A 23,374-nucleotide genomic window follows, 5' to 3' on the forward strand; every position below is an offset into this window, starting at 1 on the left:
TCACTTTCTGTTAAAGATTGAACTGCTGAGCTTATAAGTTAACTACTTAGTTCTGAATAATCTATCTCCTGCATCTCCAGCCCCTGGAATAATGTAACCTTTAGAGTTAAGTTCATTGTCCATTGCCGCAACATAAACATTTATATTTGGGTATTTTTGGTTTAGTAATTCCACAGCATGTTTAGAGATAATTACACCCAAGATAGTGATATCCTTACAACCATATTTAGAAAGAATATCTAGTGCTTTGGTAAGAGTAACAGCTGTAGCTATCAAAGGGTCACAGATAACAATCTTGCACTCAGAAAGATTTTCTGGAAACTTTTCATAGTAACTAATTGCATTCAAATTAGCATCTCTATAGATTCCTAAATGAACTACCTTGCAATCTTCAAAGAAGAATTGAAGAGTATCAGACATAGCTAAACCAGCTCTTAGCACAGGAATAACTGCCACAGGCTTAGAAATCTTTTGAGCATCACATTGAATGAAGGGAGATTCAACTTTAGTATCTATCATTTGAAATTCTTTGTGAGCTTCAGCAATTAGAGCACTTGTAATTCTCTTTAGATTGTTTCCAAAAGTTATGTTGTTACTATTTTTGTCTCTTACACCAATTAAGAAATGTTTAATTAAGTTATTTTGAGAGATTATTACAGACATAAACAAGATAAATTAACTAGATTTTAGTAACTACTATTGTTGGTTTATATAGAGCTTGTATTCATCACCCATATGCAATGAGATTATCTTTGCATCAGAGAAAGATAAGTTTTTCTTTATTTGATTCTTAGCTTCTATTATCTTTCTATAGTTATTGAGTTCATCTAGAACTATTGAACCTACAGTCATTGGATATTTATTGTAGGCTGACACAGGTTTAGTATTTCTAAATCCAAAGGTAAAGAAATTGTCTTCATATCAGTGAGCCCCCCATATTAAGTTATCAAAGGATTTTTGCTTACATTGCTTACAAATGGTAGCTAAGGCAATAACAACACTTATCTGAAAGAAAGTTAGTTCTGAGAAAGAGTTATGTGTAATTCTTAGGACTACTCTAAGAATTTCTCTAGTTACTTCTTCATTGATTTTCTTTAGGTAAGCTAAAGAGTAATTAAATCTAGCTTCTAGTTTTTTGTTTTTAAAAGTTCTTGAGGATTCTTTTTTATCTTTCTCAATTTCTGCTTGCAATAATTCTTTGTTTTCACTTATTTCATCTAGTATTCAATACTTAGAGTTGAAGACATAATAGAGAAGGAAAAAACCTAAAGGAGAGATAAAGATTAGGTTTAGTCAAGCTCATTTGGTAAAAGCCAATCTACCAAATCTTTGCATATTCTTAATAAATCTAGCTCCAATTAAAAAGTGAATAATGATAGAAAGTATTAATAAAGAACTAGCTGTTCTAGGAATTAAAACCTCTAAGTGTCAAAAGTAAAAGAATGTTGCACTACATATATTGGAAAAGGCAAAGATTCCTGCTCACTTTCTTAACTCTCTCGGATCATTAATTGTTGGGAATCACTTATCACCTAAGTGAGAAAATAACTCTTTTAGATTGAAGAGATAAGAAGATAGCTTAGTAATTAGTATTCCCATAAAGAGGGAGTTCTAAAGAATAATAGAAGAAAACTGATCTTTTAGGTAGTAGTCATTGGACTTCAGATTAAAGACTTTATCTCCTGTAGCTCAACTACCTCTCATTAAGTAGTGATTAATGGCCTTGGATTGCAGGCCTTTATCATGAGCTTTCTTAACTATATCTCTAATTAACATATCTGGAGTTAAGTTTTCTTGTAGGAATTTGGCAAAAGTTTTTTCATCTTTTAGATCTTCGTGGGTGTATTGAATTAGATAGATTAGAGCAGAACCTTCATTCTCTTCTTTAGTGCTAAAGATATATTTCCTACCATCTTCTCCTTCTTGTCTTGAATCTGTAGAGTCTCTATCTCACATTAGACCTCTAAAGCTTTGTTTGTCATTCTTTTTGGTTTGGGTTGTAGTTGAATCTGATGTAGAACTAGCTTGTGTGAGTTGCAAGTAAGAGTCAGTGTTTTCTGAGAATAAATGTTTTTTAATGAAATCTTTGAGCAATTCTCTTTTCTTTGTTAGCCCCAGCCATTCAAGGGCTTCAGCTCTCTTGGATTGATCTAAGTCCTCTTTAAGTTTTCTATAGTCTGGTAATTCAAAAGCTTGACCTATAGAGCTCTTCATTTTAGTTAGTTGCGTGATGAAGTTAGAGAATTGACTATTGGACTTAATTAGGTCTACTTGATTTTCAATTTGTTGTCAAGTTATATGACCTTCTTTTAGTAAGAAATTAAGTATTTTTTCATAGAGATTACCCGGGAGAAGTACTTGAGAACCTCTGGAAATAGAACCTTTGTAACCCATTAGTTTCATTTTTGAATTGTCAGCGACTGAAGAGCCTGCACTATTGTTTTCTTGTTTCTTTTTGAACTCCGCAATAGAGAATCTGTCATTATTCTTAATGCAAGCTCTTGGGTCAAGGTTGGAAGTGCTTCATTCTTCTTGATTTGTACCTCCTGCCTGTTGACCAGTTGCCTTTTGATCTATCGGGAATCAGAAATTGTTTTTGCCATTTCCACTAGTGCCTTGACTTACACTATCTCCTCTTGCAGGTTCAGATTTATCTGGATCCAAAGGATTCTTGTCTTTATCAGGAGTACAGAATTTATTTCAACTTAAAGAAAAGACATAACTACCAAAAAAGTCATTTTTAATAATGCTTTTTAGTATCTCTCTATATTCCTTTAGAGAATTTTCTAGTAAGTAAAGAGCAGTAATTAATAGTCTTAATTGAGTATTCTCTAGAGTATTAATTCTTCTTAAAGGTTGACCCAGTAGAGCATTTACAGTTAATCAGTCTTTAATAGTGTCAAAATGTGTTGAAGAATTCGTTTGTCCTTGTTGTGGTCCATTGCCGTTTTCCTTGGATAACTTATATAGGAGGGTATCGGAAATAGAGCCTAAATTAGAAACTATTAGTTCATCTGTAATTGCTTGTTGGAGTAAAGAAAGTAAATTTTTATTAGTTGTAGGGGGGCTTGTGGGGGCTTGTCTTCTTGTTCTTCCCCCGCCCCCAGAAGTTCCAGTGTTACTAGCGAAATTGAAAAAACCGTTGTAGTTTTTAGATAGTTCACCTTCTAGTTTTTGTAAAGAGGATTTATCTGAAGGTTGACTTTTTCCATTTTCTTGAAGCAGGTCTGTGATTTTGTCAAAAGAGATAGAAAGAAGTATGTGATTCTTTAATAAATCAAGAGTTGAACTTTTTTCTAGTAGGAATTCTGCAACACTTTTTTTCATGCATTTTTGATCCTGTGTCTTTTTTGTAGAGGAGTCTTCACCATTAAAGGTTCAGTATTTGTGTTCTTTATTGTCTCCTTCTCCATTTTTATTCTGTGCTTTTAGTTCTTCTACGTTTCCTTGTTTAGAGCTTTCTTTGAAATAATTTCCTACTTTTTGTAAGTGATCCTTGATAGAAGAATTGAGCTTTTGGATTTCTTCTTCATGAGAGACTTTGGATAGGTAAGTTGGAGGATTTGCTGAAACTGTACCTAGTTTAGAAAGATAACTAGAAGATTGTTGAGAGTAATCTACAGTACTTAAAGAAGTATTGTTTTTGGTTCTATGGTCCCAAACTCTTAAGCTATCATTCAGCTCTTTAAGTCTAGTGCTAAGTTCTCAAAGTTTGATCAAACTTTCAATGATGTCTTTGCAACAAAATGTAGAAGAAGTTTTAGGGGCCTTTTCTTTACCATCACATCCCTTAATGTGTAAGTAGTATTTCAGTAAGAGGTATGGGAAATTTTCTTTTACGTAGTTTTTAAATTCTTCTACTAATTTTTCCTTACTTTGGTTGTATTTTTCATTTGATTCTTCTTTTTCATCCTTTTTATTTTTGCCATTTTCCATATTAGTTTTTGCTACTGGGAAGAGAAGATTAAATCCTTTGCTATCTCGTCAAAAAATTATTTTTTTTGAAGATCCATTCTTGTGAATTAAGAACTCAAAAGGTTTATTTGAATTACTTCTTTTATTTCTGTCGTCCTCTTGTCCATTTTGTTTAATTCTGAAGAGTTGAAGAAGATTATTGTTTCGTTCATGCCATAAGCCAGTTAAGAAGGATATAGGTCCCGAAAAAACAATTTCATAATTTGTGCTTCGGCTATCACTTATAAGTTTTAAAGCTAGATTTTTTTGTTCTGTGTTGTCTTTAGTGATTCAATGAAGAGAACTTCTCTTTTTTAAATTTTTTTGGCCCCCGTGACCATTTAGTAAGAAGTCTTTTCAACTTTGCTTATATTCTTCTATATCTGAAGGATTAAAGTCGGGGAAGTGAAAGTTAGGCTTGTTAGGAAGGTTTACATTTTTGTATTTTTTTTTGTAAAGTTCAGTAGTTGAATCTTGAAAGCTATTGGCATAAGGAAGTATTTCGTGAATAAAACGACCAACTTGTGATTTGCCTATTCATTTAGCTAGTAGAAATCCAATGAAAGTAAAAATTTTTTTTTTTCCGTCATTCTGAAATGACTTGTTAGTAGTTCATTTATGGCTCTCCTGATGGTAATAGTTATCAATATCTCCACTATTTATTTGTCCTAGAACAAATTCTTTTAGTCCAGTAAGATATCTTTCATCATCTGAAGATCAATCTCTTTTAACTCTTTTTTCTGACCTTCTTTTAGAACTAATTGCTTGCTCAGCTTGTTTCTTTGGACCTTTTAAAAAAGCTGAAAAGTTTTTACCAATTGTTTTTTCATGCTTAGTTCCTTTAAATAAATCTCCTTCAAATATTGATTTAGCTATTTGAGTAGCAAAACCAACCATCAATAGAGGGACAGAGTTAGGATTCTGTGCTAGCTTAGAAATTAAGTCATTTGCTGTAATGTCGCTAGAAGAAGTTTTCCCTCCCTGTTTACTACTAGCTTGAATAAATTGATCTAGTTGTTGTTTGAGAGTTTTGGCATATTTAAAACCTAGTTTTCCAATTCTTCCATGTCACTCTGTAGCTACGACAGAACTAATAACGGAACCAAGAAGTATAGGAAAAATTAAACACAGTCCTCTCTTCTTCCACTTGGGAGTCATGTTGATGACTCCTTAGGAACTAAGCTAAAAATCTAGATTCTTCTTGAGTTAAAAATGTTTCTTGTATTTTTCTTAACAATTGAACATCTTGTTCAGGTATTGTTTTAGGGAGATTTTCCTTATCTCTATAGTTTTTGTTTTTTTGAATAGCTGTTTGTAGGTCAGATAAGGTTATTCCTTTTCACCTAATAGAGTTTTCAAAGATCTTGTATAGTCTTTGAGTAATCTCTAAATTCTTTACTTTTAATTTGAAGTAATTAGCTTTAGATTCATTCGGAAAGACAACTATACAAGTGGAATCACTAGAACAAATGAGCTCATATTTAGAAACCATATGCTCAAATAACTTAGAGATAAATAATTCATCAGCTCCACTATTTTCATCATTTTTCAAGTAATTCTTTAATAGAGAGTAGTATTCCTTACTAGTTTCTCTATCTGCTCTTCTAAGTAACAAAATAACCTCTTGTTCCTTAGTTAGTGTTTGTTCGAGCTTAAACTGAGGAAGGTCAACACTCTCAGTTCTAAATAGAGTATGTTTGAATAACTCAACAACTGATGGTAGGCCCTCAATCTTAGACTTCTGAACTATTGCATCACTTAATAGAGTTCCTGTTTCTATGCTTGAATGTTTTTGTTCAGCTTTATCAGGTTCCGAAGAAGAGTCTAAAACAGTCTCAGTGGTTTCTTCTTTTTTAACTTCTTCTTTCGTTTCTTTAATTACTTTCTTCTTTTTGGAAGTCTCTATCTTTGATTTAGGAATAACTTCAACTTTCTTGATTTCTTTAGTAGATCTTTGAAGTGAGGAAGGATAGCAATTCTCAAACAAGTTAACTAATAAATACTTAGAGTAAGCAAAAGAGAATTGAGTCACTCCAGAAGATAAAGCTGTAGCAAGAAAGTTAATCATTGAATTTAAGTTAGGATTGTTTTGCATAAAAATCTTTGCTTGCTCTTCTGAAATAGTTCCCAATACTTCTTTAGAAGAACTTAATTGATAAAAAGAAAGTTCTAGTAACTTATCTAGCATTAATTCAAATAACTTATTAGAGTTAGTTAAGTTCTTCTTGAGCCTCCCTATAGCTTTTAAATAATCAGAACTAAGTATTAATGCTAATAACTCTAAAGACTCTTCTTCAAGATTAGGAAGATTATTTAATACTTCTTCACTTGACTCATTATTAATAAGTATTTTCTCTAGAGAAACAATAGCTTCTCTTGCAGAACCTTTTGAATTCTCAGAGAGCTTAGTGATAACCTCTGAGGTTATTTTCTTATTTTCGGCTTGAGAGATATTTGAGAGCAATTGGTTTAAGTCTTCTGTTTGGATAGGTGAAAAGAATAGCTTTTGACATCTACTTAAGATAGTGGGAATTATCTTATTTATAGCTGTAGTAAGAAAGATAAGTATTAAGTGTTGCGGGGGCTCTTCTATTAACTTAAGTAGTGCATTTCAAGCTTGATAACTAAGACAGTGAGCTTCATCAACTATGTATACCTTTTTAGAGAGTAAAAGAGGGGGATATACAGAGTTCTTGATTATCTCTCTGATATATTCCACTCCATTGTGTGTAGCCCCATCTATCTCTATAAGGTCTGGACATTCTCCTTTTTCGATAGATTTGCAAGAGTTACAGGAACCACATAACTCTTTATTCTTAGAGAATTTAGAGCAATTAACTGCTTGTGAGAACAATCTAGCAGCTGTAGTTTTACCAGTACCATTTGGTCCATAGAATATGAAGGAATGTATATTCTCTTTACTGGTTAAGAAGTTAATTAATAATTCTTTAGTTAGTTCTTGACCAATCAGATCCTTAAAATATTTGGGTCTATGTTTGTTGTATAACACAGAAACCCCAAATAATTATTTTGAGTTTATAGGAGTTCTAAGATTATAGGAGAGTATGTCTTCCAGCAAGAAAGACCTTGCTAACAAATTAGTAACTTACAGCTGTAATTCTTGTGGTTCTACCTATAAATTATTTAGTGGAGATCTCTCCCAAAAAACAGTACCTTTGGATATCTGTGCCGCTTGTCATCCCTTCTATCTAGGTAAATTAGCCTCTGAGTCCACTTTAGGTCTTGCAGAAAAACTTAAAGATAAGTTCTCTTCAGGAAGAAAGAATATCAAGTAATTAATTAGGAGAGAGAAGAGTCAGAGGTCCACCTCTGACTATCTAGTCTCTTAATTGATTTAGGCCTTTTAAATTAAGTTAGACACAATGATTTACAACTCTAAGCTGTATTCATTTTTGGACTCAATTTCTGAAAAACAAAAACAACTAGAAGAAAAGGTTTTATTAGATACTTCTAGTCTTAAGAATGTTTCTCTTCAAAAAGAGCTCTCTAGAAATAGGGAACTAGTCTCTAAATTCTCTACCTACAAAAAGCTAATTGCAGATTATGAAGAATGCAAGGCTTCCTCATCACAAGAAAAGAACCAAGAATTAAAGCTTTTACTAGATGAAGAGTGTTCAGAGTTGACTAAGAAGATCTCACAACTAGAAAGTGAATTTAAGTCTGAGTTACTCCCTGACAACAAATATGATGAGAAAAACATAGTGATTGAGATGCATTCAGCGGCAGGAGGGGAAGAAGCGGCTATCTTTGTCTCCAACTTATTTGATTCATATAAGAAATATGCTCAAGAGAATAAGTGAAAGCTTAGTGTAGTAGAGCTAAGGGAAAGTGAAAAGGGACTATCCTTTATTACCTTTAGACTCTCAGGGAAGAAAGTCTATTCCAAGATGAAATATGAGTCAGGGGTTCACAGAGTTCAAAGAGTGCCTGAAACTGAATCAAAAGGAAGAGTTCATACTTCTACTATTACAGTTAGTGTTCTTCCTGAAGCAGATGAGATTGAGGTTCAAATAGATCCTTCTGAACTAAGAATAGATGTCTATAGAGCTAGCGGGGCTGGAGGACAACACGTTAATAAAACAGAGTCAGCAGTTAGAATCATTCACCTCCCAACTAACATAATGGTCTCCTGTCAGCAAGAAAGATCTCAACTTTTAAATAAGGAAATAGCTCTCAAGATTCTTAAAGCAAAGATACAAGATAGAGAAAGAAAGCTCCAACAAGAAGAGCAATTCACTAATCTAAAACAACAAATTGGTAAAGGAGAGAGAGCTGAGAAGATAAGAACATATAACTATCCGCAGAATAGAATGACGGACCACAGAATACTATTAACTATTAATAACTTAACTTCTATTATGGAAGGGAATCTCTCCCAGATACATCAACAACTCTCTCTAAAAGAACAAGAAGATTGATTTAATAATCTAGCTGATAATTATTCAATCTCTAGCAACTAATCAGTAAAGAAAGAACTCCTTTTTCCTTCAAAGAGCTAGTTTCTTCTTTTCCTAAAGAACTCTCTTACAGGCTTCTTGAATATATCTTTCTTTCTTCTAGTAGAGTTACTAACTTAACTGAATATGAGCAATTTAAAGAACAAGAGCTTGACTTTGAATGTAGATTAACTGAAAAGCTAAAGAGAAGGCTTTCTGATACTAACTATCCTGTTCCAAGAATAACTAGATGTACCTTCTTCAATAACAGCAAGTTTCAGTTATTTCAAGGAGTTTTTGATCCAAGACCAGAAACAGAGTTGCTGGTACAAGTAACTAGAGAATCAGTTAAAGAACTAGGACTTAATTCTTTTTCTTATTTGGACCTTTGTTCTGGAACAGGAGCCATTTATCTTTCTTTGTTGTTGGAATTTGGGGATGAAATCTCAAGGTCTGTAGGGGTTGACTCTTCTTTTAGGGCTTGTCAGAACACCTTAGAGAATCTTTATGAGTTGGGACTTTTAGGGTCTAACAAAGTCATTTTGTCTAGCTGACATAGTTTTTTAGAGAAACAAAGTCAATGAGAAGTGATAACCATTAACCCACCTTATCTAGCTTATGAGGAATGAACTCAAAATCTCAAACATGATCCCAAGAATAGTTTGGTAGCCTCTCAAAAAGGATTAGCTCATTATCAGAAATTCTTATATTATCTTCAAAAGAATACTTATTGAAAACTAGTTGTGTTGGAGTGTAGTGAGTTCCATGAGAGCTATTGAAAAGAAATAGAGAGCCTCAATACTAGTTGATGCCTAAGAAGATATAAAGACTATCTGGGAAAGTTTAGAGTAGTCTCTATAACTAGGAAATAGTTAATTTGTATTGGTCTACTTCAAACCCTTCTCTAAGAATTATTGGTTTAATATCAATAGCTTTACAGCTTTCAGTATCAAAAGTAAGTAGAACTGAACAGAGCTGTCTAGGACCTTCTTGAGGCTCTAGTATGAATCTCTTTTCAGGATAGAAGAATTTCTCTATTATTCCTGCTTTAGCCCCCCCTATTACTCCAGAGGAAGGGCCAGTCATTCCTACATCAGTGATATAGGCAGTACCTTCTTCAGTAATTATTCAATCATTGGTAGGAACATGTGTGTGAGTTCCTAAAACAGCAGAGACCTTTCCATTAAATGCTCAAAGAAATGCATTCTTTTCACTAGTAGTTTCTGCATGTAAATCTACTATGTGAATGCCCTTAAAGCTAGTGGCATTCAATTGGTCTAGTAACTTACTGAAAGAGAGGAAACAATTAGATTGATTGCCTTTAAAGACTACACTGTTACCCATTAGGTTAGTGACTCTTATCTTTATTCCTTTGATGATTATTTCCCTACTCCCTTCTCCCAATGAGCAATACTTAAAAGACTCTTTGAGGTTCAAAGGTCTAACTAAATTACTGTAGGTATCAAAAAGGGTTAGGAGACTTTCTTTTTTAGCTCATGAGTGATTTCCTAAGGTAAAGAAATTAACTCCTACTTCCATTAATTGATTAAGTATTTTGGGAGTTACTCCTTTGCCATGTGCTGAATTCTCTGCATTTGCAATTACTAAATCAATAGAGTGTTTTTTCTTTAGTTCTGAGAGCTGTTCTCTAATAATAGTTCTTCCTGACTTTCCAAAGATATCTCCGATAAATAGGACCTTTAGTAATTTATCAGAGGGGTGATTCTGGTTCACTTGAAATAACTGAAAATTTAAATTTAAAGGATTAAGCATATTGCTGAATAAAAAACTCAAGTTTAGATGTCAGCATTAGGAGGTGCTGTAATTGCTTGCACTGCAATAGCCGCTATAGGAATTGCTGGTTCTGTTGTTCTTGAGACTTTTGAAATGAAAAAGACAAAGACCTTTAGATACTTACTAACAGATACTTTTTATCTTTGTGCTTTTGGCGGATTGTTGATAGCTATTGGCTATTTCTTTAGTTTTTGAGACAGGCACACTCACTATGAAAAAGAAGGCTTAAATGGAGTTACTTGAGGAAGAAAGAGCGTGGGATTAGTTTGAGGGGTTTTGCTTTGTGGAGCTAGTGTATATCTTCTTTCAATGTGAAAAAAGCATAGGGGGGGGCAAACAAGTATACAAGGAACAGTGACATCTTCCACAACAATGGCTACACCTGTTCCCAAAGAATCCCTGAAAGAATCAGTTTTAAAAACTTTTTCAAAGCTTAAGCTGAACAAAAATCTATTCTTGAGAAATAAAAAATAACAAGAGTATTTAACAATGTCTTGGTTATCTTTTTTCAATAGTTATGAAATTGAAACAACAGCACAAGCACTGATTGGGATTGGTACATCTTGCCTTTGTTTCATTGCTATCTTCCAACATAGAAGTGTATATAGAACCAGAAATACTGTAGGATTCCACAAAGGTTTTTTGTTAGTTCAATTAGTTGCTAGTGCCTTTTTAGTAGCTGCAGGCATTTTAGGAATGTGTCTTGAGCAGGAAGGGGTTCGTAGTAGAGCCTCATTCCCTTTACTTGCCGCTGGTGGCGTTCTTCTTCTGCTTAATGTATATACTCTATGAGTTAAGTTTCAAAATCTCTCTTTAGCCAAGAAAGCAGGTATGTCTGAAGTTGAATACTATGAAAAAGAAATTATTCCTAGCTTGAAACTAAAAGAAGAAACTTAATAGGTAGGAATTACTGGCTCACCTAATAATTTGGAAAATAGCAATTTAGCTTTAAACTTACAGGACTGTGCGGGACTTATACACTTAACTGCTTTAGGACCTCAAGTAGCAGACAATCTTCTATTTATCTTGAGACTAAATAATCCACCAAATACAGGAATTAATAGACTAGCTAAGCTAGAGACTAGATAGTTAAAGTCTTTTGCCTTACAAAAACAGAATCAAGACACCAATGCCAACAATAAATTGGTAGCAGAGGAGAAAATAGAAATTAAATATAAGGGCTGGATGATGGTTCAGAAACCTTGTTCTGCGAAGAAAGAACTCAATCCATTCTTTTGGATATAAGCCCCAGCATATTCATGAGTGGGTTGAATAGAGGATGTAGGAGTTCTTTGTCTTAGATTCTCAAAAGGATTAGCAAGAAAGCTCTTTAATGGAAAGTTTTTGTAGTATTCTGAGTCAGAATGTAACACATATATGTGGTAGTAACCTATCAACAAAACCAAAGAAATTCAACCTACAGAACTTACAAGATTTAAATAAGCTGAACAAATATTTATCTTCTTGGAAATAAAGAAATAATTCATAGTTAATGGGACTTAATAAGAAACTAGTTCTTGCTACTCTAGCCCCTTGTTGTTCTCCCTCTTTATTAGCAATAAAAGGATCTAAGACCCATTCACATTATCGAATACTAGCTAACTATAATGGACAGGCAGAATTACTCTTGAGTTTACAAATAACTCCTGATTATTTTCCCTATCAGTTCAAACAGAGATCCTTATATGACTACCTAACCAATATAAATAGATATTTAGTAGTTAATGAAAAAACCTCTGAGAAAAAAAAACAACTAAAAGAAAAACTTCAAAAAAGAATAGATGAGTTAATTAGTAAAGTTAGTACTTTTGGACCTAGCCTTTGGAATGAAGACTTATATTCTGGAGGTTTAGTTAATAGAAATGTTCAGTTTTGGAATACTAAGAGCGCAGATTACTTATTCCTAGAACAATTCATTGTTGATGATTCCTCAGACCCTTTATTTCTAATTCAAAGATTACCTAAACATAAACACTTAGCAATTACTAACTTTAGGGCCTCGAGAGATCCTTATAGCTTATTTGGTGAAGATGTTTATAAGTATTTCAAGAATTCTGGGAACTCAGGACAGTCTTCTAATAATCACATTGCTAAGAAATTACATGAATACTACAAGAATTATTCCAAAATATCCCCTAACAATCTATTTAGAAGTTCCAAATACATTTATTTCTGAAATGATTTTTGCCACCACCTTAAAGAAAAAGCTAAGAATAACTCAGAAGACTTAAAAAACCTATTTAGGTTACCTTACAAGGGAGAACAACTTTTTGCCCCTCACGGAAAGAAAGAAGTAGACCAACACATTGCCAAAGAGTTTTTTGCAGCTGTTTTTACTGACGAGGAGTTAAAGGAACTTAATGGAGATTTTGAAAAGTTTTCAATGAATTATCTGAAAGAAACAGGGGTACAAGCCTCGGCAGTTACAGTTGCCTCCCCATCCGTTACTAATGACTCTATTTGTTCCTCAGAATTAATCAATGGCCTTCCCGAGAAGGTTCATCACCCAGCCCTAGAACACCAAACTATGAAGGGCAGTAGTCCTATTTCCGAGGGAACTCAAAAAGATTTATTGGTTTATCTCTCTCAAATGGCAATCGCTTTGGACAAGATTACTAAAACTTCACACTTTAGTTCTGTGTTTGGCTCAGATCACAGAAAAGAATTTATTGAAAAAGCTTGAAATAATGCAGTCTTGATGGCTAAGAATTATAGGGAAAGGCTGAAAAATGTTAGAGAATATTTGAAACACATTGGAGTAGTGGATAAGTGTTTTGATCCAGACAAGGGTAATTCCACCAAAACCAAATCTAAAACAGTAGCAATTATTTCCTACCCTCCATCTCAATTAGGAGCAGGAGATGCCTCTATTCAAACAGTTTCTAAGTATCCATTCTTATATAACGAATTGGGACTAAATGAAGTTATTCCTAAAGGATTTGAAAAGACCTCACAAGATTCTTCTCACGAGGATGTATTAGGAGTAGATGACAATGGTTGATGGTGAAGATTAGGAGACTTTAATTTCTCTAGTAAGGGACTAGACAGCTTTAGTTCTACCGCAGACTCCATCATCTTATTAGCTACAACAGATGATTGAAATATTCTTAATTCTTGAGATAGCCCTAAATTAAGGTCTCTGAGGTCTTTACTAAAGACAAGTGGTAATGACAAAGACCAAATAATTATGAGTAACTACCACTTATGAAATGAGGGATTAAGGTCTCCTATTGCTTTGAACCTATTGCTAGATGTGTTAGTAGAGACTTTAACTAAACAATTTGGGAATGGAAAAACAGATGCAAAGAATTTATATTCAAAAGCTTTAGAGTGAGGTGATTATTGAGAAAATCATTTCGTTTCAAGTACAAGCGCAAATAACGCAAAACAATCTAAATAGGTTTGATAATAAATTATTGAATACCGCACTCTTCTAAATAATTTTTATGAGGGAAGGAAATAAATCATACGTCTCTTTCAATCCCCTTTTTATCCTTTTTAGTCTTACTAGTCTTCTTAATGAATATTGTGTCCCCGCCATAAAACTCTAATGCTTCTTTAGTAACTATTCCTATTCCCCCTCGATCTTGGTGAACAAATTGAAATTCATCAAGCGCCTCCCATTCAACCAATAGGCTCTTAATTCATTCACCTATTATTCTCTTATTCTCGAAGGTGTTTAATTTTTTAATTTTTTTTCCAGTAAAACAAGCCTTAAAGATATATCCATTATCTGTTACCATATAGAATCATTCCTTTCTTGAAGGTAAATAATCTGCAGAATTAACGGTTAACTGTACATCATATCAACTTTGCTCTTTTCCTCTTGCATCTATTCATGGCTTACCATAGCAAGCATTTAAGTCATATCTTGATCAATCTAAATTTCTACAAATAGTAACTTCTGCTTGAGTAGGAACAATTAAAGGTATCACAATTGTTTGTAGTGCTTCTGATTTTTCTAAGTCTTCGAGAGTAAACATTTTTACTTCTTAAAAGTATTTTTCCCACTGATTTTAAAAAACTTTTCAGGCTCTGTTTTATTAACTTTCTTGACAATAAGTAATTGGTTTTTAACTAAATAAGCTATATTGTTCGAAACATCTTCTGACTTCAAGGAGTCTATGTGTTTTTTAGTTTTTTTTAATATTTTTGGATTATGTGTTAAGTACGCCATTTCATATTGTCTTCATTTTGGTCAAATTGTTTCTTGATCTGTTAGAAAACTTAAATTAGGAGAGCCAATTATAGCTGAACGAACTTCGCCATTTTTAAGAAAACAATACAACTTCACGTGATTTTTAAAGGCAAAAACTACTCTTATCTCACCTATTCCTTGTTTTTGTCATTTTTCATTAATTTCCATAACCAATTGAAGAAGCTCTTCCGGAAATCCATTAAGAAAATACATTCCTAGAATTAGAGAGACATTTTTTATATTTTGTTGAGTTATTAATTTATCTAATTCAAGTAAAGATTTACAAGAAGCAAATCCTACAGCAATTTCTAATTGATCCGATTTCTTTATTTCTTCCTTAAAACAATCTTTAATAGTTTTGTCATTTTCTTCGGTCAACAAAGGCCAGATACTAGAACACAGCAACTCATCATCTTGCATTGATTAGGTTTTTAAGTTCAGTACTTTTTGATTTTTTGTAGTTCCCCCATTTAATTAATTGAGACTAGACTCGAAAAAGGAATAAGAAAATAGGTCTATATAAATTCTTGTAGTTTCATCAAAATTATTCTTCCTCCTAAACTTTTTGTTCCTTCTCAACCTCTACATTTACAGAAGTAGTAATATGCAACGCGAGATTCATCATTTTTGTCGAGATTATTCTTAGACTTTGTTTTAAAAAACTTTAAATATGTCTAATTTTTTTTAATTAATCGATTTTGTTAGGGAAAGAAATAAATCATACGTCCCTCTTAACTCCTTTGCTATCTACCATAACCTTGTCAGTTTTTTTAATAAATACCTTGTTATTACCATAATACTCTAATGCTTCTTTAGTAACTATTCCCATTCTTTGGCAATCTTGGTAAACATAATGAAACTTAATAAGTACCTGTCATTCAACAAATATACTTTTAATTCAGGCTCCTATAGCTTCTCTGTCTTTAAAAGTGCTTAATCTCTTAACTCTCTTGCCCGAAAAACAAGCCTTATGAACGTATCCCTCATCTGTTACCAAGTAGAACCAATCTTTTATTGAAGGCAGATCATATGGAACATCTACTGTGAACTGCACTTCATATCAACTCTGTTTTTTTCCAGTTTTTTTATCTACTAATGGTTTGCTGTAACAGGCGTTTAAAGGATATTTAGATAAATAATCGAAATTTTCTGCATTCATAACTTCTTCCTCGGTTGGAGCATCTAAAGTCAAAATGATGGTTTTTAATACTTTTGAGTTTTTTACTTCTTGATATTCTCCGAAATTTAATCACATCTTGTTTAATTGAATATTTGTGAGTTTGATTTTAGATGTCTTTTAAGTTTTTGTTGATCCGTTTCAAAAGTTAAAAAAACATTATTTTTCATAAAAGAAGTTATGTTTTTTGAGAAACTGTCAGCTTTCAACGCATTCATATGATTTCTAATTTCTTTTAGAGTCTCAGAATTTTTTAATAGAAGTGATATTTCACACTGTTTGCATTTTTGCAAGGATGAAGTTTTAAGTGGGAGAAAACTTAAGTTAGGAGAGCCTAATATTGCTGAGTGAATTTCATTATTTTTGAGAAAACAGTATAACTTTCCGTGGTACCTAAAAGCATAAGTTATTCTTATTTCTCCTATGCCAGATCTTTGTCATTTTTCATTAATTCTTAGTGCTAATTCAAGAAGGTTATTATTTGGGAATCCAATAAAGTAGTGCATTCCCAAAATTAAAGAAATATTCTTAATATTTTGTTGAATAACTAACCTATCTAATTCTTCCAGAGCATTATGGGAGAAAAATCCTACAGCAATTTCTAAACGATCTGATTTTTTCAGTTCTTTTATAAAACAAGACTCAATGGTTTTATCCTCTTCATCAAACAATAAGGGTCAAGTACTGGAATATAGTAATTTTTCTTTCATTAATTTCAGGTGTTTCAGCTTGACATATTGAAATTCAAAGATAATAAGTTTGAAGTTCTAATTAACTAATTAATAAAAGTCTTAAAAAGGAATAACTTTTCTTTGAAACTATCTACTAATTATTAAAGAAACTCTGGTTATTGGAAAACTTAATTAACTTGGGTTTGAAACTAAAAACTAACTACTTTGTCTTAGAAATCCAATATCTTCGTTAAAAATAAGGAAAATATTTCCTGTTGAAGGTGTTTCTAAATTAACTGTTTTTACCAAGAAAGTTTTACTGTTAGCTTCAGCTTGCCATATATCACCTCTTTTACCTGTTATTGAAGAAGGGGAGAGCGCGTCACTAGAAAAACTCACTGTACCGTTGTCACTTGAACCCGTTGTTTCTGTTGTCATCTTAAATTTTGTTACTGCATTTCCGCTTGAAAATAATTCACTAGGGAATAATCCTGCTCAATTATTTGATCATTCATCAACAGAATCTTTATTAGTTCCTGAGCAAGAAACCAGAAAATAAGACTTGTTGTTTATCAAGTTGTAAAAAACATCATTCAAGTTTTTAGAGTTAACAATACTGCAGTTTTCTTTCTCTTTAACTGGTAATGCAGGAGCTAATGGCTCAGCTTCATCTTTCGCCCGAACAGTTTGATCTGGCTCAGAAATTTGATCAGTTTGTTCCGGATCAGTAGGACTAGCTGTAACACCTTCTGAAGTAACTATAGGTGCAACTTCTTGTGTTACGTTATCGCTTGAATTTACACTAGCAAGGATTGTATCGCCCCCCCCAACTAAGGTACTTTGCTGGCCTGTTTGTCGAAGAGTTACAGCGACAGTTGTTCCTCCACCTACTCCAACTACCCCTCCAGTAACAGCAAGAATAGCCTTAAGATAAGTTTTCAAAAGTTAAAAACCTGCTTTTCTTTAAATTTACAGAAATCAAATTACAGAAATATTAGAAAAGACTTTTAATCTAAACTCTCAACTCAACATTTTTGCATTCTCAAAAGCCTCTTAATTATCTGTTCATTACTTTTTTGCAACTCAAAAATAGGTTCACAGAAACTATTGAATTTGTCAATTAAAGATTGGGGAGGGAGCTTAACTTTAAAAGATAAAAATCTATTTAAATCAAAAGCTATTTTGGCTGTGGACATATTAATCAGTCTTTTTAATTGTCAAATGTTTTCCCTAATCAAAAAATAAATAAAAGTTATGGGGAGATTATCTTGATGCCCCCCCTGCGAGCTAGATTATTAGAAATTCCTCAAAAATTAGTATTCATAGTTAATTCTGAAGAATTCACATAAATCTTTCCTAATTGAGAGCTACTGGCATTATGTATAAAGATCAGATCTTTGGGAGATACCACATGACAATTGGCTCTTCTGAACCCCTCTTTAGTTAATGACTCTTCTGTTTTATCTACAAACTTAAACCCTTTCTTAGAAATATCTCTTACTTGTAATCAAGGAATTCCTCTCTCTTTGCAGAAATATTTCTTTTCTTGTTCTAGGTTTCCTCGAGGGGGCCGGCCTCCTCTAATAATGGTGAATAACTCTCCAAAATTCTTAATTGTGTAATCACTTAAGTTATCAAACAATATATGGAAATAAGCAGTCATTTGTTTCTCAAATAATTCATTAATTCTTCTCTTTAGCTCTATATATCTAGTTACTGTTTGATATTTCTTGACTATTCTTTCTTGTTTATTTAAAGGGGGAATGGAGATAGGTAATTCTCCAAAATTTTTTCAACTAAGCTCTTCTCTAACTCCTCCTGTAGCAGAATATCTAACAATTTTGTCTGTAAGTGTCTTTTTGAAGAAGAAATCAAGATAAAAGTGATTTATCTGTGGATTATTTATTTGAAAGACTACATAAGTGGTAGAAATTTGAATTTTGTCTAATTCACTGTTAAAAGCGAGGGAGAGTTTATCTCCATTTCGCGCTGTAGAAGGTTTGTAACAAAATTGCCCTCTTTTTACTAATTGAAAAGGAACCTTAATCCTATCTAAATTAGTTATGTGAGTTTCTGTAAAACATTTATCTACACTTAAACCTTTAACTGGAATGTTTTTGTCATAAGGAATTACTTCTTTGACTCTTTCTATGTAGTCTCCTAATTTACTCACATTTATCTAAGGAATAAAGGTTTGTATGTTTTTGAAAGAAAGAGTCTGTTATTGATACTAAAGATTAAGAGAAACTAGCTTTTAGTAGGGTTTTCCAGAATGTACTTAAAGACTTCTTGTATCTTTCCTTGTTTTATTTGATTGATCATAGTTTCATATTGTTGAGGGGAGTAACTCTCTTTTTTATGCGGTTCTAGTTTGTCTGAAATAACTAGTAATTGTCCTATCTTATTTAGGCTTGCAATAGGCTTAGTGTGATACTCTATTGCCTCCAATACATCTGAGTCTAACTTAAATGTTTTTTCTAGATAGTATTTAGCTACAGGGCCATGAAGGCTTCATAGCTCTGATTCTAATTCCTTTTTAGGTTTAGAGTAGATCTTGGTTGCATAGTTTAGGAGTTTGGTTGTAGATCAATTCTTCGCAAAGTCATGATAGGCACAGCTCAGTAATAGCTTTGATTTAGTTAAGTCATCTAGAGCACATCATATAGCTATTTGATTTGCAAAATCTAAGACTCTTAAGGTGTGTTCAAATCTATCTTCAGATTCTTCTTTTCTGGCTCTTTTTAGAGCATCCATTCAAGACTTCTCTGGTTCAGGGGAAGCCATATGTATTCTCTTTCAGTTTTGACCCCCTAGAGAAAGGTCTAAGCTCTTTTTATGTTTGTTAGTGAAGAGAAGGAAGGTATAAGAGTTAGAAAGAGTTTCTAACTTTCACTTGATGTGGTTTATAGCTAAGGTTTCAATTAAGAAGGTAGTTTCTTTAGGTAGAGAGCTGTATTTGCTATTTATTAGGGATTGAACATAGTCTCTACATTTTTCAGGATCTACTAGGTCTTGTCCTTTAGGAATTTCAAAGAAGTTAATAGATGTCGAAGGGTTAGATAGCTTTACATTCAACTCTACTTGTTGCTCGAAAAAAACTAGTTTCTTATCAGTAACATTGGGACTTAATCCTTTTTTGTAGAAGTCAATAGAGTCTATTTGAAAGTGTTCAAACAGGGTCTTAAATACTTCTGGATAGGCTAGGGAATAACTACTGATATAGATTAGTTTCATTAAATAGTTACTGTCTCTTTTGAATTAGCGTAACTTAAGAGAGTTGTGTTAATCTCTTCAGCTTTAGGACCTACAATCAACTGAACGTGATTGTCACTTACTCATTTAATGGCTATCACTCCAGCCTTCTTAAGTTCTGATTCTATCACTTTAGATTTATCTTTGATGTCGTATCTGAGTCTAGAGGCACAGTTCTTGTAGTTAGTTACATTATCTCAACCCCCTAGACCTCTTTTATAGGAAGCAATTTGTGGAGGTAATTCACTGTCTTCTGCAGAAACTGTTTCAGCAGAACTATCTACTTCCATATTGGTGTTAAGTTGTAATTCTTCTTTTAAATGCTTTTGTCTGAATAGGTAGAAGAATACTGCAAAGTAGACTACTGCTAGTCCAGCACCAACCACAGCTCATCAATAGAAGGTTGTACCTTTCTGTACAGGTATTACTCCATTGATTATTAGCTCAATAATCCCTCCAGAGAATGCTGTAGGAATATGAGCATTAGCTAATCGCATAGCCAAGAAAGAAACTCCACACATAGTTGTGTGGAATCAATAGAAGAGTCTAGGCATAGAGTACATAAAGCTGAACTCTATAGGTTCAGTAATACCTAGTACTACAGAATTCATCATTCCTGGGAATAGAGTCTTAGAAAGCTCTTTTCTCTTTTCTCCTCCCTTTTTAGAAGAGAGATAGATAGCTAATGCAGCTGCAGGTAAGGCAAACTGCATGATTGGGAATTTACCTTGTGTAAATCTACCTATGTGAATGGAGTTACCATTATTTCCATTGCAGCGTTCAAATATCTTTGTACAACTAGGAAGAGCTAATGCGGAAGCACCCATTAAAGCATCTCCTTGTCATTGAAGAGAGTTAAGAGTTCCTCCCCCTAAACAACAACAGCAGGTAGTTCCTCCATTACAACCACCTGTACAACATTTTTTACATAGTTCTCCACCATTTTGCAGGATATCTCCCCCTAAAGGCGTGTATCAAAATAGAGAGGCAAATAAGTGATGAAAACCTGTGGGAATTAAGAGTTTTTCAAGAAAACCAAAGAAGAAGGCATCAGCCCCTTTTCCTTTAGCAATAAAGTTACCTGCATGGGATAAGCCTATTCCTATTCAGGGATAGAAGACTAGGAATAGTAAAGCTACAGGTATTACTGCAAGAGTAGTTAGTAATGGAAGTAATCTTTTACCTGAGAAATAAGCTAAACATGCTGGTAGTTTTATCTCTGAACAATTCTTGAATAGATAAGGGATTATTAACCCTCCAATAATCATTGGAGCAAAGATAGAGCAATTTAAGGTAGTAACTCCAAAGAATCTATGTATTAAATGGGAGGCTTGGTCTCTTCCTGCCCCTTTCCATAAGATTTGTAACTCACCATTTTTTTCAGTACAGCAAGGTAGTAGACAACCACACACTCCATTTGATGTACCACACTGACAAGTAGATTTGTTATTCTTACAGTTAGTAATGAAAGCTGAGTTAAAGTAGGTAAAGGTTAAGAATCCTAGTAAAGCACACCAAATAGCTATTCCCTCGTGTTTCTTAGTGAAGGCTAAAGCAAAAGAAATACATATGAGTAAAGGAAATGCTTGTAGTAATGGAAAAGCAATGGCCTGTATTGCCCTTCCAATTTGAGATGGAATATTTCCATTACCATCTTTATTAACTATTCCTCCTATTGATAGGAATAAGCTAGTAATAGCCATGGAGGCAATTGGGAGCATGAAAGCTCCCGAAATGCCTGAAAGCTTAAGTTTTAGATTACTACTATTGAGTTTTCCAAAGTTGAGCTTAGACACAGATACATACTAATTTAGGAAGAAAAGAAAGGTATTTTTCTTCCTTTTGGATAGTTAGTTCCTATTAGTGTATTGAAACAATTAAACTTTTTCTTTAAATAGTTTTAGAAAAACTAGATTTGAAGGATTGTATTGAAAGGGCAGAACAGTTATTTTTAAACACTGACAAAGTATGCAAGATAAGGAAGAATAAAAGACAAGTAGAACATACCTTTTTAGCTTTTTATAGAGCCAATATATTTCATCACAGGTTAAGTTATAAGTCTTTCTTTTCTAGAGAGTTAGTTCAAGCCTGAGAACTATATCTTAGTGAAATACAAACAGCTTTAGCTTTTTTGGGAGAGCATGAGAAGAAGTTCTTAGAAAGTTGTTACAACAATAGAGTAAGTAATAAGAATAGTTTTATTTTCTCTAGAGCTAATTATTACTGTTGTCTTAATAAGTACTCAGATAAGTTTCTAGATTTATTTGACTATGAATTCTTTTATTGCAATATTTCTCAGATGAAACAAATATCTGATGTTTTATTGATTCCTGCAATGAATACACAAACAAATGGCATTAATACTTAAAGAATTTATGAATTAGTTTTTAGTTAATTACTAAAATTAAGGTCGTTTTTTAGTTAGAAAAGGCTCTAGACAAGACTTAGGTCTGGACCTGTTTAAGTCTTAAGAGTTTTGTTATTTTTTTTAGATGACTGAAACTGACATGGTTGTTTAGCGGCTGTTTTTGTTGTTATCGGTGCTGGGGCTATAACTTCAGCTTTTTGGCCGGGATTTTATAAAACTTACAAAACCAAAGATACTAAAGGTCTACCAATCAAACTTTTTGCATTATTTCTTCTTGTAGGTATTTTGATGACCGCAGGGTCTATTGCAGGAATTTGTAAATCACCAGAATGAAAACCGGGGTATTTTAAAGGATGATGATTTGTATATCTGAACTTTTTCGTTATGTCAGTTAATGCATATACCGTGTTCCTTTGGTTTAAGAATAAAAGAATGGAAAGAAACAATAAAGATCAAAAATCAATTGTTCTTGACACTAGTATAGATACACGGGTAGAAAATGCTTAAATAATGATTGTTTTTCTTAATGAAAACGGAAAAACTCCCGCTTTAGTTCTTATTGGCTTGGGAGCTTTCATCCTAAGTCTTATTTCTTTTACACAATATAAAGGGGTGAAGGATACTAAAAATACTGTTTTTCTTGATAAAAAGTTCATGATTGGTCAGCTTTTTGCTTGTTTCTTTTTAGGATTTGCTTGCATTTGGGGGATGTGTGATTGAAGTGATGTAAGTTATGGTTGCATTGATGCAGTATTGACTGCAATTAATTTGATTCTTTTCTATGTGAATTTCTATACATTGCGAGTTAAGCTTGCAAATATTGATGCAGCCAAAAAAGCGGGAATGACTGAAGCTGAACATTATGATAAAGTGATTGCACCATCTTTAAAATTGCAAACCAATAGTTAGTTTTTAGTTACTTTAGAAAAACAAAGAAATTAATTAAAAGTATTTATTAGAGGAGACTTACCCAAGTGGTTAAGGGGGCATCCTGCTAAGATGTTAGGTGGCTTATTTGCTGCGCAAGAGTTCGAATCTCTTAGTTTCCGCCAGTTTATTAATTAACCAATTAATTATCTTTAACAGAAGAAGTTTGCTCAAAAAGATTTAGTTTCTACAAAATACTTAATCATTTTTGGGCTGTGTTCCTTAGGTTGGTCGGGTTTTGAATGGGAAAAAATTGTAGCTATTTCTCCCCCACCTCCAACTACAGATTCCTGATTATTACCTAAATTTAGTCAAATTGTTGTATATTCGATACCTTTAGGATCTTTAAAATCTAAGTGTTTTTTGATACTCGCTGATTTCGCCTTTCCATCTTCAAAATATTTAAAAATGTCATTGTCTTTCAACTTTCTTTTCTTTCAGTTTTCTATAGGAATAATTAATTTATCATTAGTCAAATGAGCATAATCAAACTTATCAACTTTTATTGCAAAACCAGAGAATACTAGAGTTACAAAGCTAAAAGCTATCACAGAAAAGATTTCCTTAAGAAACATA

General features: G+C 33.0%; 25 protein-coding genes and 1 tRNA gene. 10 read left to right on the plus strand and 16 right to left on the minus strand.

The genetic code is table 4. The annotated features are described in order from the left end of the window. Positions 1 to 42: 42 nt before the first annotated feature. From upp to dnaX, 4 genes are read right to left on the minus strand one after another with little or no spacing between them, the layout of a single operon-like run. Positions 43 to 663, minus strand: coding sequence for a uracil phosphoribosyltransferase (gene upp, locus DNK47_RS00300; protein ID WP_112664954.1), 621 nt, complete (start codon positions 661 to 663; stop codon positions 43 to 45). A 33-nt stretch (positions 664 to 696) separates the two neighbouring features. Beyond that, a complete protein-coding gene (locus tag DNK47_RS00305; protein WP_112664955.1) occupies positions 697 to 1,599 on the minus strand; it encodes a hypothetical protein in 903 nt (300 codons plus the stop codon). Between the two features lie 12 nt (positions 1,600 to 1,611). After that, the gene (locus DNK47_RS00310; RefSeq protein ID WP_112664956.1) at positions 1,612 to 5,112 is read right to left on the minus strand and encodes a DUF3713 domain-containing protein; all 3,501 of its coding nucleotides are present in this window, start codon (positions 5,110 to 5,112) and stop codon (positions 1,612 to 1,614) included. A 19-nt stretch (positions 5,113 to 5,131) separates the two neighbouring features. Further along, positions 5,132 to 6,964, minus strand: a complete 1,833-nt coding sequence (gene dnaX, locus DNK47_RS00315) for a DNA polymerase III subunit gamma/tau (RefSeq protein WP_112664957.1) — start codon at positions 6,962 to 6,964, stop codon at positions 5,132 to 5,134. Positions 6,965 to 7,019: 55 nt separating this feature from the next. On the opposite strand from dnaX, the gene rpmE reads away from it, so the two are divergent. The 3 genes from rpmE (at position 7,020) to DNK47_RS00330 (ending at position 9,283) form a co-directional block, all read left to right on the plus strand. Continuing rightward, positions 7,020 to 7,250: a 50S ribosomal protein L31 gene (rpmE, locus tag DNK47_RS00320; protein WP_110555200.1), complete on the plus strand. Its 231-nt coding sequence runs from the start codon at positions 7,020 to 7,022 to the stop codon at positions 7,248 to 7,250. 87 nt (positions 7,251 to 7,337) lie between these two features. Then, positions 7,338 to 8,435, plus strand: a complete 1,098-nt coding sequence (prfA, locus tag DNK47_RS00325) for a peptide chain release factor 1 (RefSeq protein ID WP_112664958.1) — start codon at positions 7,338 to 7,340, stop codon at positions 8,433 to 8,435. A gap of 296 nt (positions 8,436 to 8,731) precedes the next feature. After that, positions 8,732 to 9,283 carry a class I SAM-dependent methyltransferase gene (locus DNK47_RS00330; RefSeq protein WP_258393872.1) on the plus strand — a complete coding sequence of 184 codons (552 nt, stop codon included), beginning with the start codon at positions 8,732 to 8,734 and terminating at the stop codon, positions 9,281 to 9,283. On the opposite strand, the gene DNK47_RS00335 is transcribed toward DNK47_RS00330, so the two are convergent. Beyond that, the gene (locus DNK47_RS00335; RefSeq protein WP_258393873.1) at positions 9,273 to 10,145 is read right to left on the minus strand and encodes a TIGR00282 family metallophosphoesterase; all 873 of its coding nucleotides are present in this window, start codon (positions 10,143 to 10,145) and stop codon (positions 9,273 to 9,275) included. The two genes, DNK47_RS00330 and DNK47_RS00335, sit on opposite strands and share 11 nt — an antisense overlap. Positions 10,146 to 10,211: 66 nt before the next feature. Here DNK47_RS00335 and DNK47_RS00340 point away from each other — a divergent pair, with 66 nt between their 5' ends. Next, positions 10,212 to 10,679: a hypothetical protein gene (locus DNK47_RS00340; RefSeq protein WP_112664961.1), complete on the plus strand. Its 468-nt coding sequence runs from the start codon at positions 10,212 to 10,214 to the stop codon at positions 10,677 to 10,679. 15 nt (positions 10,680 to 10,694) lie between these two features. Then, positions 10,695 to 11,102 carry a hypothetical protein gene (locus tag DNK47_RS00345; RefSeq protein ID WP_112664962.1) on the plus strand — a complete coding sequence of 136 codons (408 nt, stop codon included), beginning with the start codon at positions 10,695 to 10,697 and terminating at the stop codon, positions 11,100 to 11,102. Here the strand turns inward: DNK47_RS00345 and DNK47_RS00350 are convergent. Beyond that, entirely contained in the window at positions 11,099 to 11,692 is a 594-nt protein-coding gene (locus DNK47_RS00350) for a hypothetical protein (protein WP_112664963.1), read from the minus strand. The genes DNK47_RS00345 and DNK47_RS00350 overlap by 4 nt on opposite strands. Positions 11,693 to 11,697: 5 nt before the next feature. On the opposite strand from DNK47_RS00350, the gene DNK47_RS00355 reads away from it, so the two are divergent. Then, positions 11,698 to 13,605, plus strand: coding sequence for an ABC transporter (locus tag DNK47_RS00355; protein ID WP_112664964.1), 1,908 nt, complete (start codon positions 11,698 to 11,700; stop codon positions 13,603 to 13,605). Between the two features lie 13 nt (positions 13,606 to 13,618). Here DNK47_RS00355 and DNK47_RS00360 read toward each other — a convergent pair whose 3' ends face one another. The 9 genes from DNK47_RS00360 to DNK47_RS00400 all read right to left on the minus strand — a co-directional run bounded on the left by DNK47_RS00360 (position 13,619) and on the right by DNK47_RS00400 (position 21,299). Beyond that, positions 13,619 to 14,188 (minus strand): restriction endonuclease PLD domain-containing protein, encoded by a 570-nt coding sequence (locus tag DNK47_RS00360; RefSeq protein ID WP_112664965.1) that lies wholly within the window; start codon positions 14,186 to 14,188, stop codon positions 13,619 to 13,621. A gap of 2 nt (positions 14,189 to 14,190) precedes the next feature. Beyond that, positions 14,191 to 14,823: a restriction endonuclease PLD domain-containing protein gene (locus DNK47_RS00365; protein WP_112664966.1), complete on the minus strand. Its 633-nt coding sequence runs from the start codon at positions 14,821 to 14,823 to the stop codon at positions 14,191 to 14,193. A gap of 268 nt (positions 14,824 to 15,091) precedes the next feature. Continuing rightward, the gene (locus DNK47_RS00370; RefSeq protein ID WP_112664967.1) at positions 15,092 to 15,658 is read right to left on the minus strand and encodes an NgoFVII family restriction endonuclease; all 567 of its coding nucleotides are present in this window, start codon (positions 15,656 to 15,658) and stop codon (positions 15,092 to 15,094) included. Positions 15,659 to 15,663: 5 nt separating this feature from the next. Beyond that, complete coding sequence (locus DNK47_RS00375) at positions 15,664 to 16,290, minus strand: restriction endonuclease PLD domain-containing protein (protein WP_112664968.1); 627 nt, start codon at positions 16,288 to 16,290, stop codon at positions 15,664 to 15,666. 177 nt (positions 16,291 to 16,467) lie between these two features. Beyond that, the gene (locus DNK47_RS00380; RefSeq protein WP_112664969.1) at positions 16,468 to 17,193 is read right to left on the minus strand and encodes a hypothetical protein; all 726 of its coding nucleotides are present in this window, start codon (positions 17,191 to 17,193) and stop codon (positions 16,468 to 16,470) included. 65 nt (positions 17,194 to 17,258) lie between these two features. Next, positions 17,259 to 17,447, minus strand: a complete 189-nt coding sequence (locus tag DNK47_RS00385) for a hypothetical protein (protein WP_112664970.1) — start codon at positions 17,445 to 17,447, stop codon at positions 17,259 to 17,261. 56 nt (positions 17,448 to 17,503) lie between these two features. Next, positions 17,504 to 18,424 carry a restriction endonuclease subunit S gene (locus tag DNK47_RS00390; RefSeq protein WP_258393874.1) on the minus strand — a complete coding sequence of 307 codons (921 nt, stop codon included), beginning with the start codon at positions 18,422 to 18,424 and terminating at the stop codon, positions 17,504 to 17,506. 74 nt (positions 18,425 to 18,498) lie between these two features. Beyond that, a complete protein-coding gene (locus tag DNK47_RS00395; RefSeq protein ID WP_112664972.1) occupies positions 18,499 to 19,485 on the minus strand; it encodes an HD domain-containing protein in 987 nt (328 codons plus the stop codon). Then, complete coding sequence (locus DNK47_RS00400; protein WP_112664973.1) at positions 19,485 to 21,299, minus strand: PTS transporter subunit EIIC; 1,815 nt, start codon at positions 21,297 to 21,299, stop codon at positions 19,485 to 19,487. Before DNK47_RS00400 ends, DNK47_RS00395 begins: the two co-directional genes overlap by 1 nt. A 119-nt stretch (positions 21,300 to 21,418) precedes the next feature. On the opposite strand from DNK47_RS00400, the gene DNK47_RS00405 reads away from it, so the two are divergent. From DNK47_RS00405 to DNK47_RS00420, 4 genes are all read left to right on the plus strand, one after another. Further along, positions 21,419 to 21,871, plus strand: coding sequence for a hypothetical protein (locus DNK47_RS00405; RefSeq protein WP_258393875.1), 453 nt, complete (start codon positions 21,419 to 21,421; stop codon positions 21,869 to 21,871). Between the two features lie 108 nt (positions 21,872 to 21,979). Continuing rightward, entirely contained in the window at positions 21,980 to 22,378 is a 399-nt protein-coding gene (locus DNK47_RS00410; protein WP_181454130.1) for a PQ-loop repeat-containing protein, read from the plus strand. Between the two features lie 3 nt (positions 22,379 to 22,381). Then, positions 22,382 to 22,780: a hypothetical protein gene (locus DNK47_RS00415; protein ID WP_112664975.1), complete on the plus strand. Its 399-nt coding sequence runs from the start codon at positions 22,382 to 22,384 to the stop codon at positions 22,778 to 22,780. 51 nt (positions 22,781 to 22,831) lie between these two features. Continuing rightward, positions 22,832 to 22,923, plus strand: a tRNA-Ser gene (locus tag DNK47_RS00420). 27 nt (positions 22,924 to 22,950) lie between these two features. Here the strand turns inward: DNK47_RS00420 and DNK47_RS00425 are convergent. Next, complete coding sequence (locus tag DNK47_RS00425; RefSeq protein ID WP_112664976.1) at positions 22,951 to 23,373, minus strand: hypothetical protein; 423 nt, start codon at positions 23,371 to 23,373, stop codon at positions 22,951 to 22,953. Position 23,374 lies beyond the last annotated feature (1 nt).

The organism is Mycoplasma wenyonii (assembly GCF_003265155.1).
Taxonomy (GTDB): Bacteria; Bacillota_I; Bacilli_A; order Mycoplasmatales; family Mycoplasmoidaceae; genus Eperythrozoon_A; species Eperythrozoon_A wenyonii_C.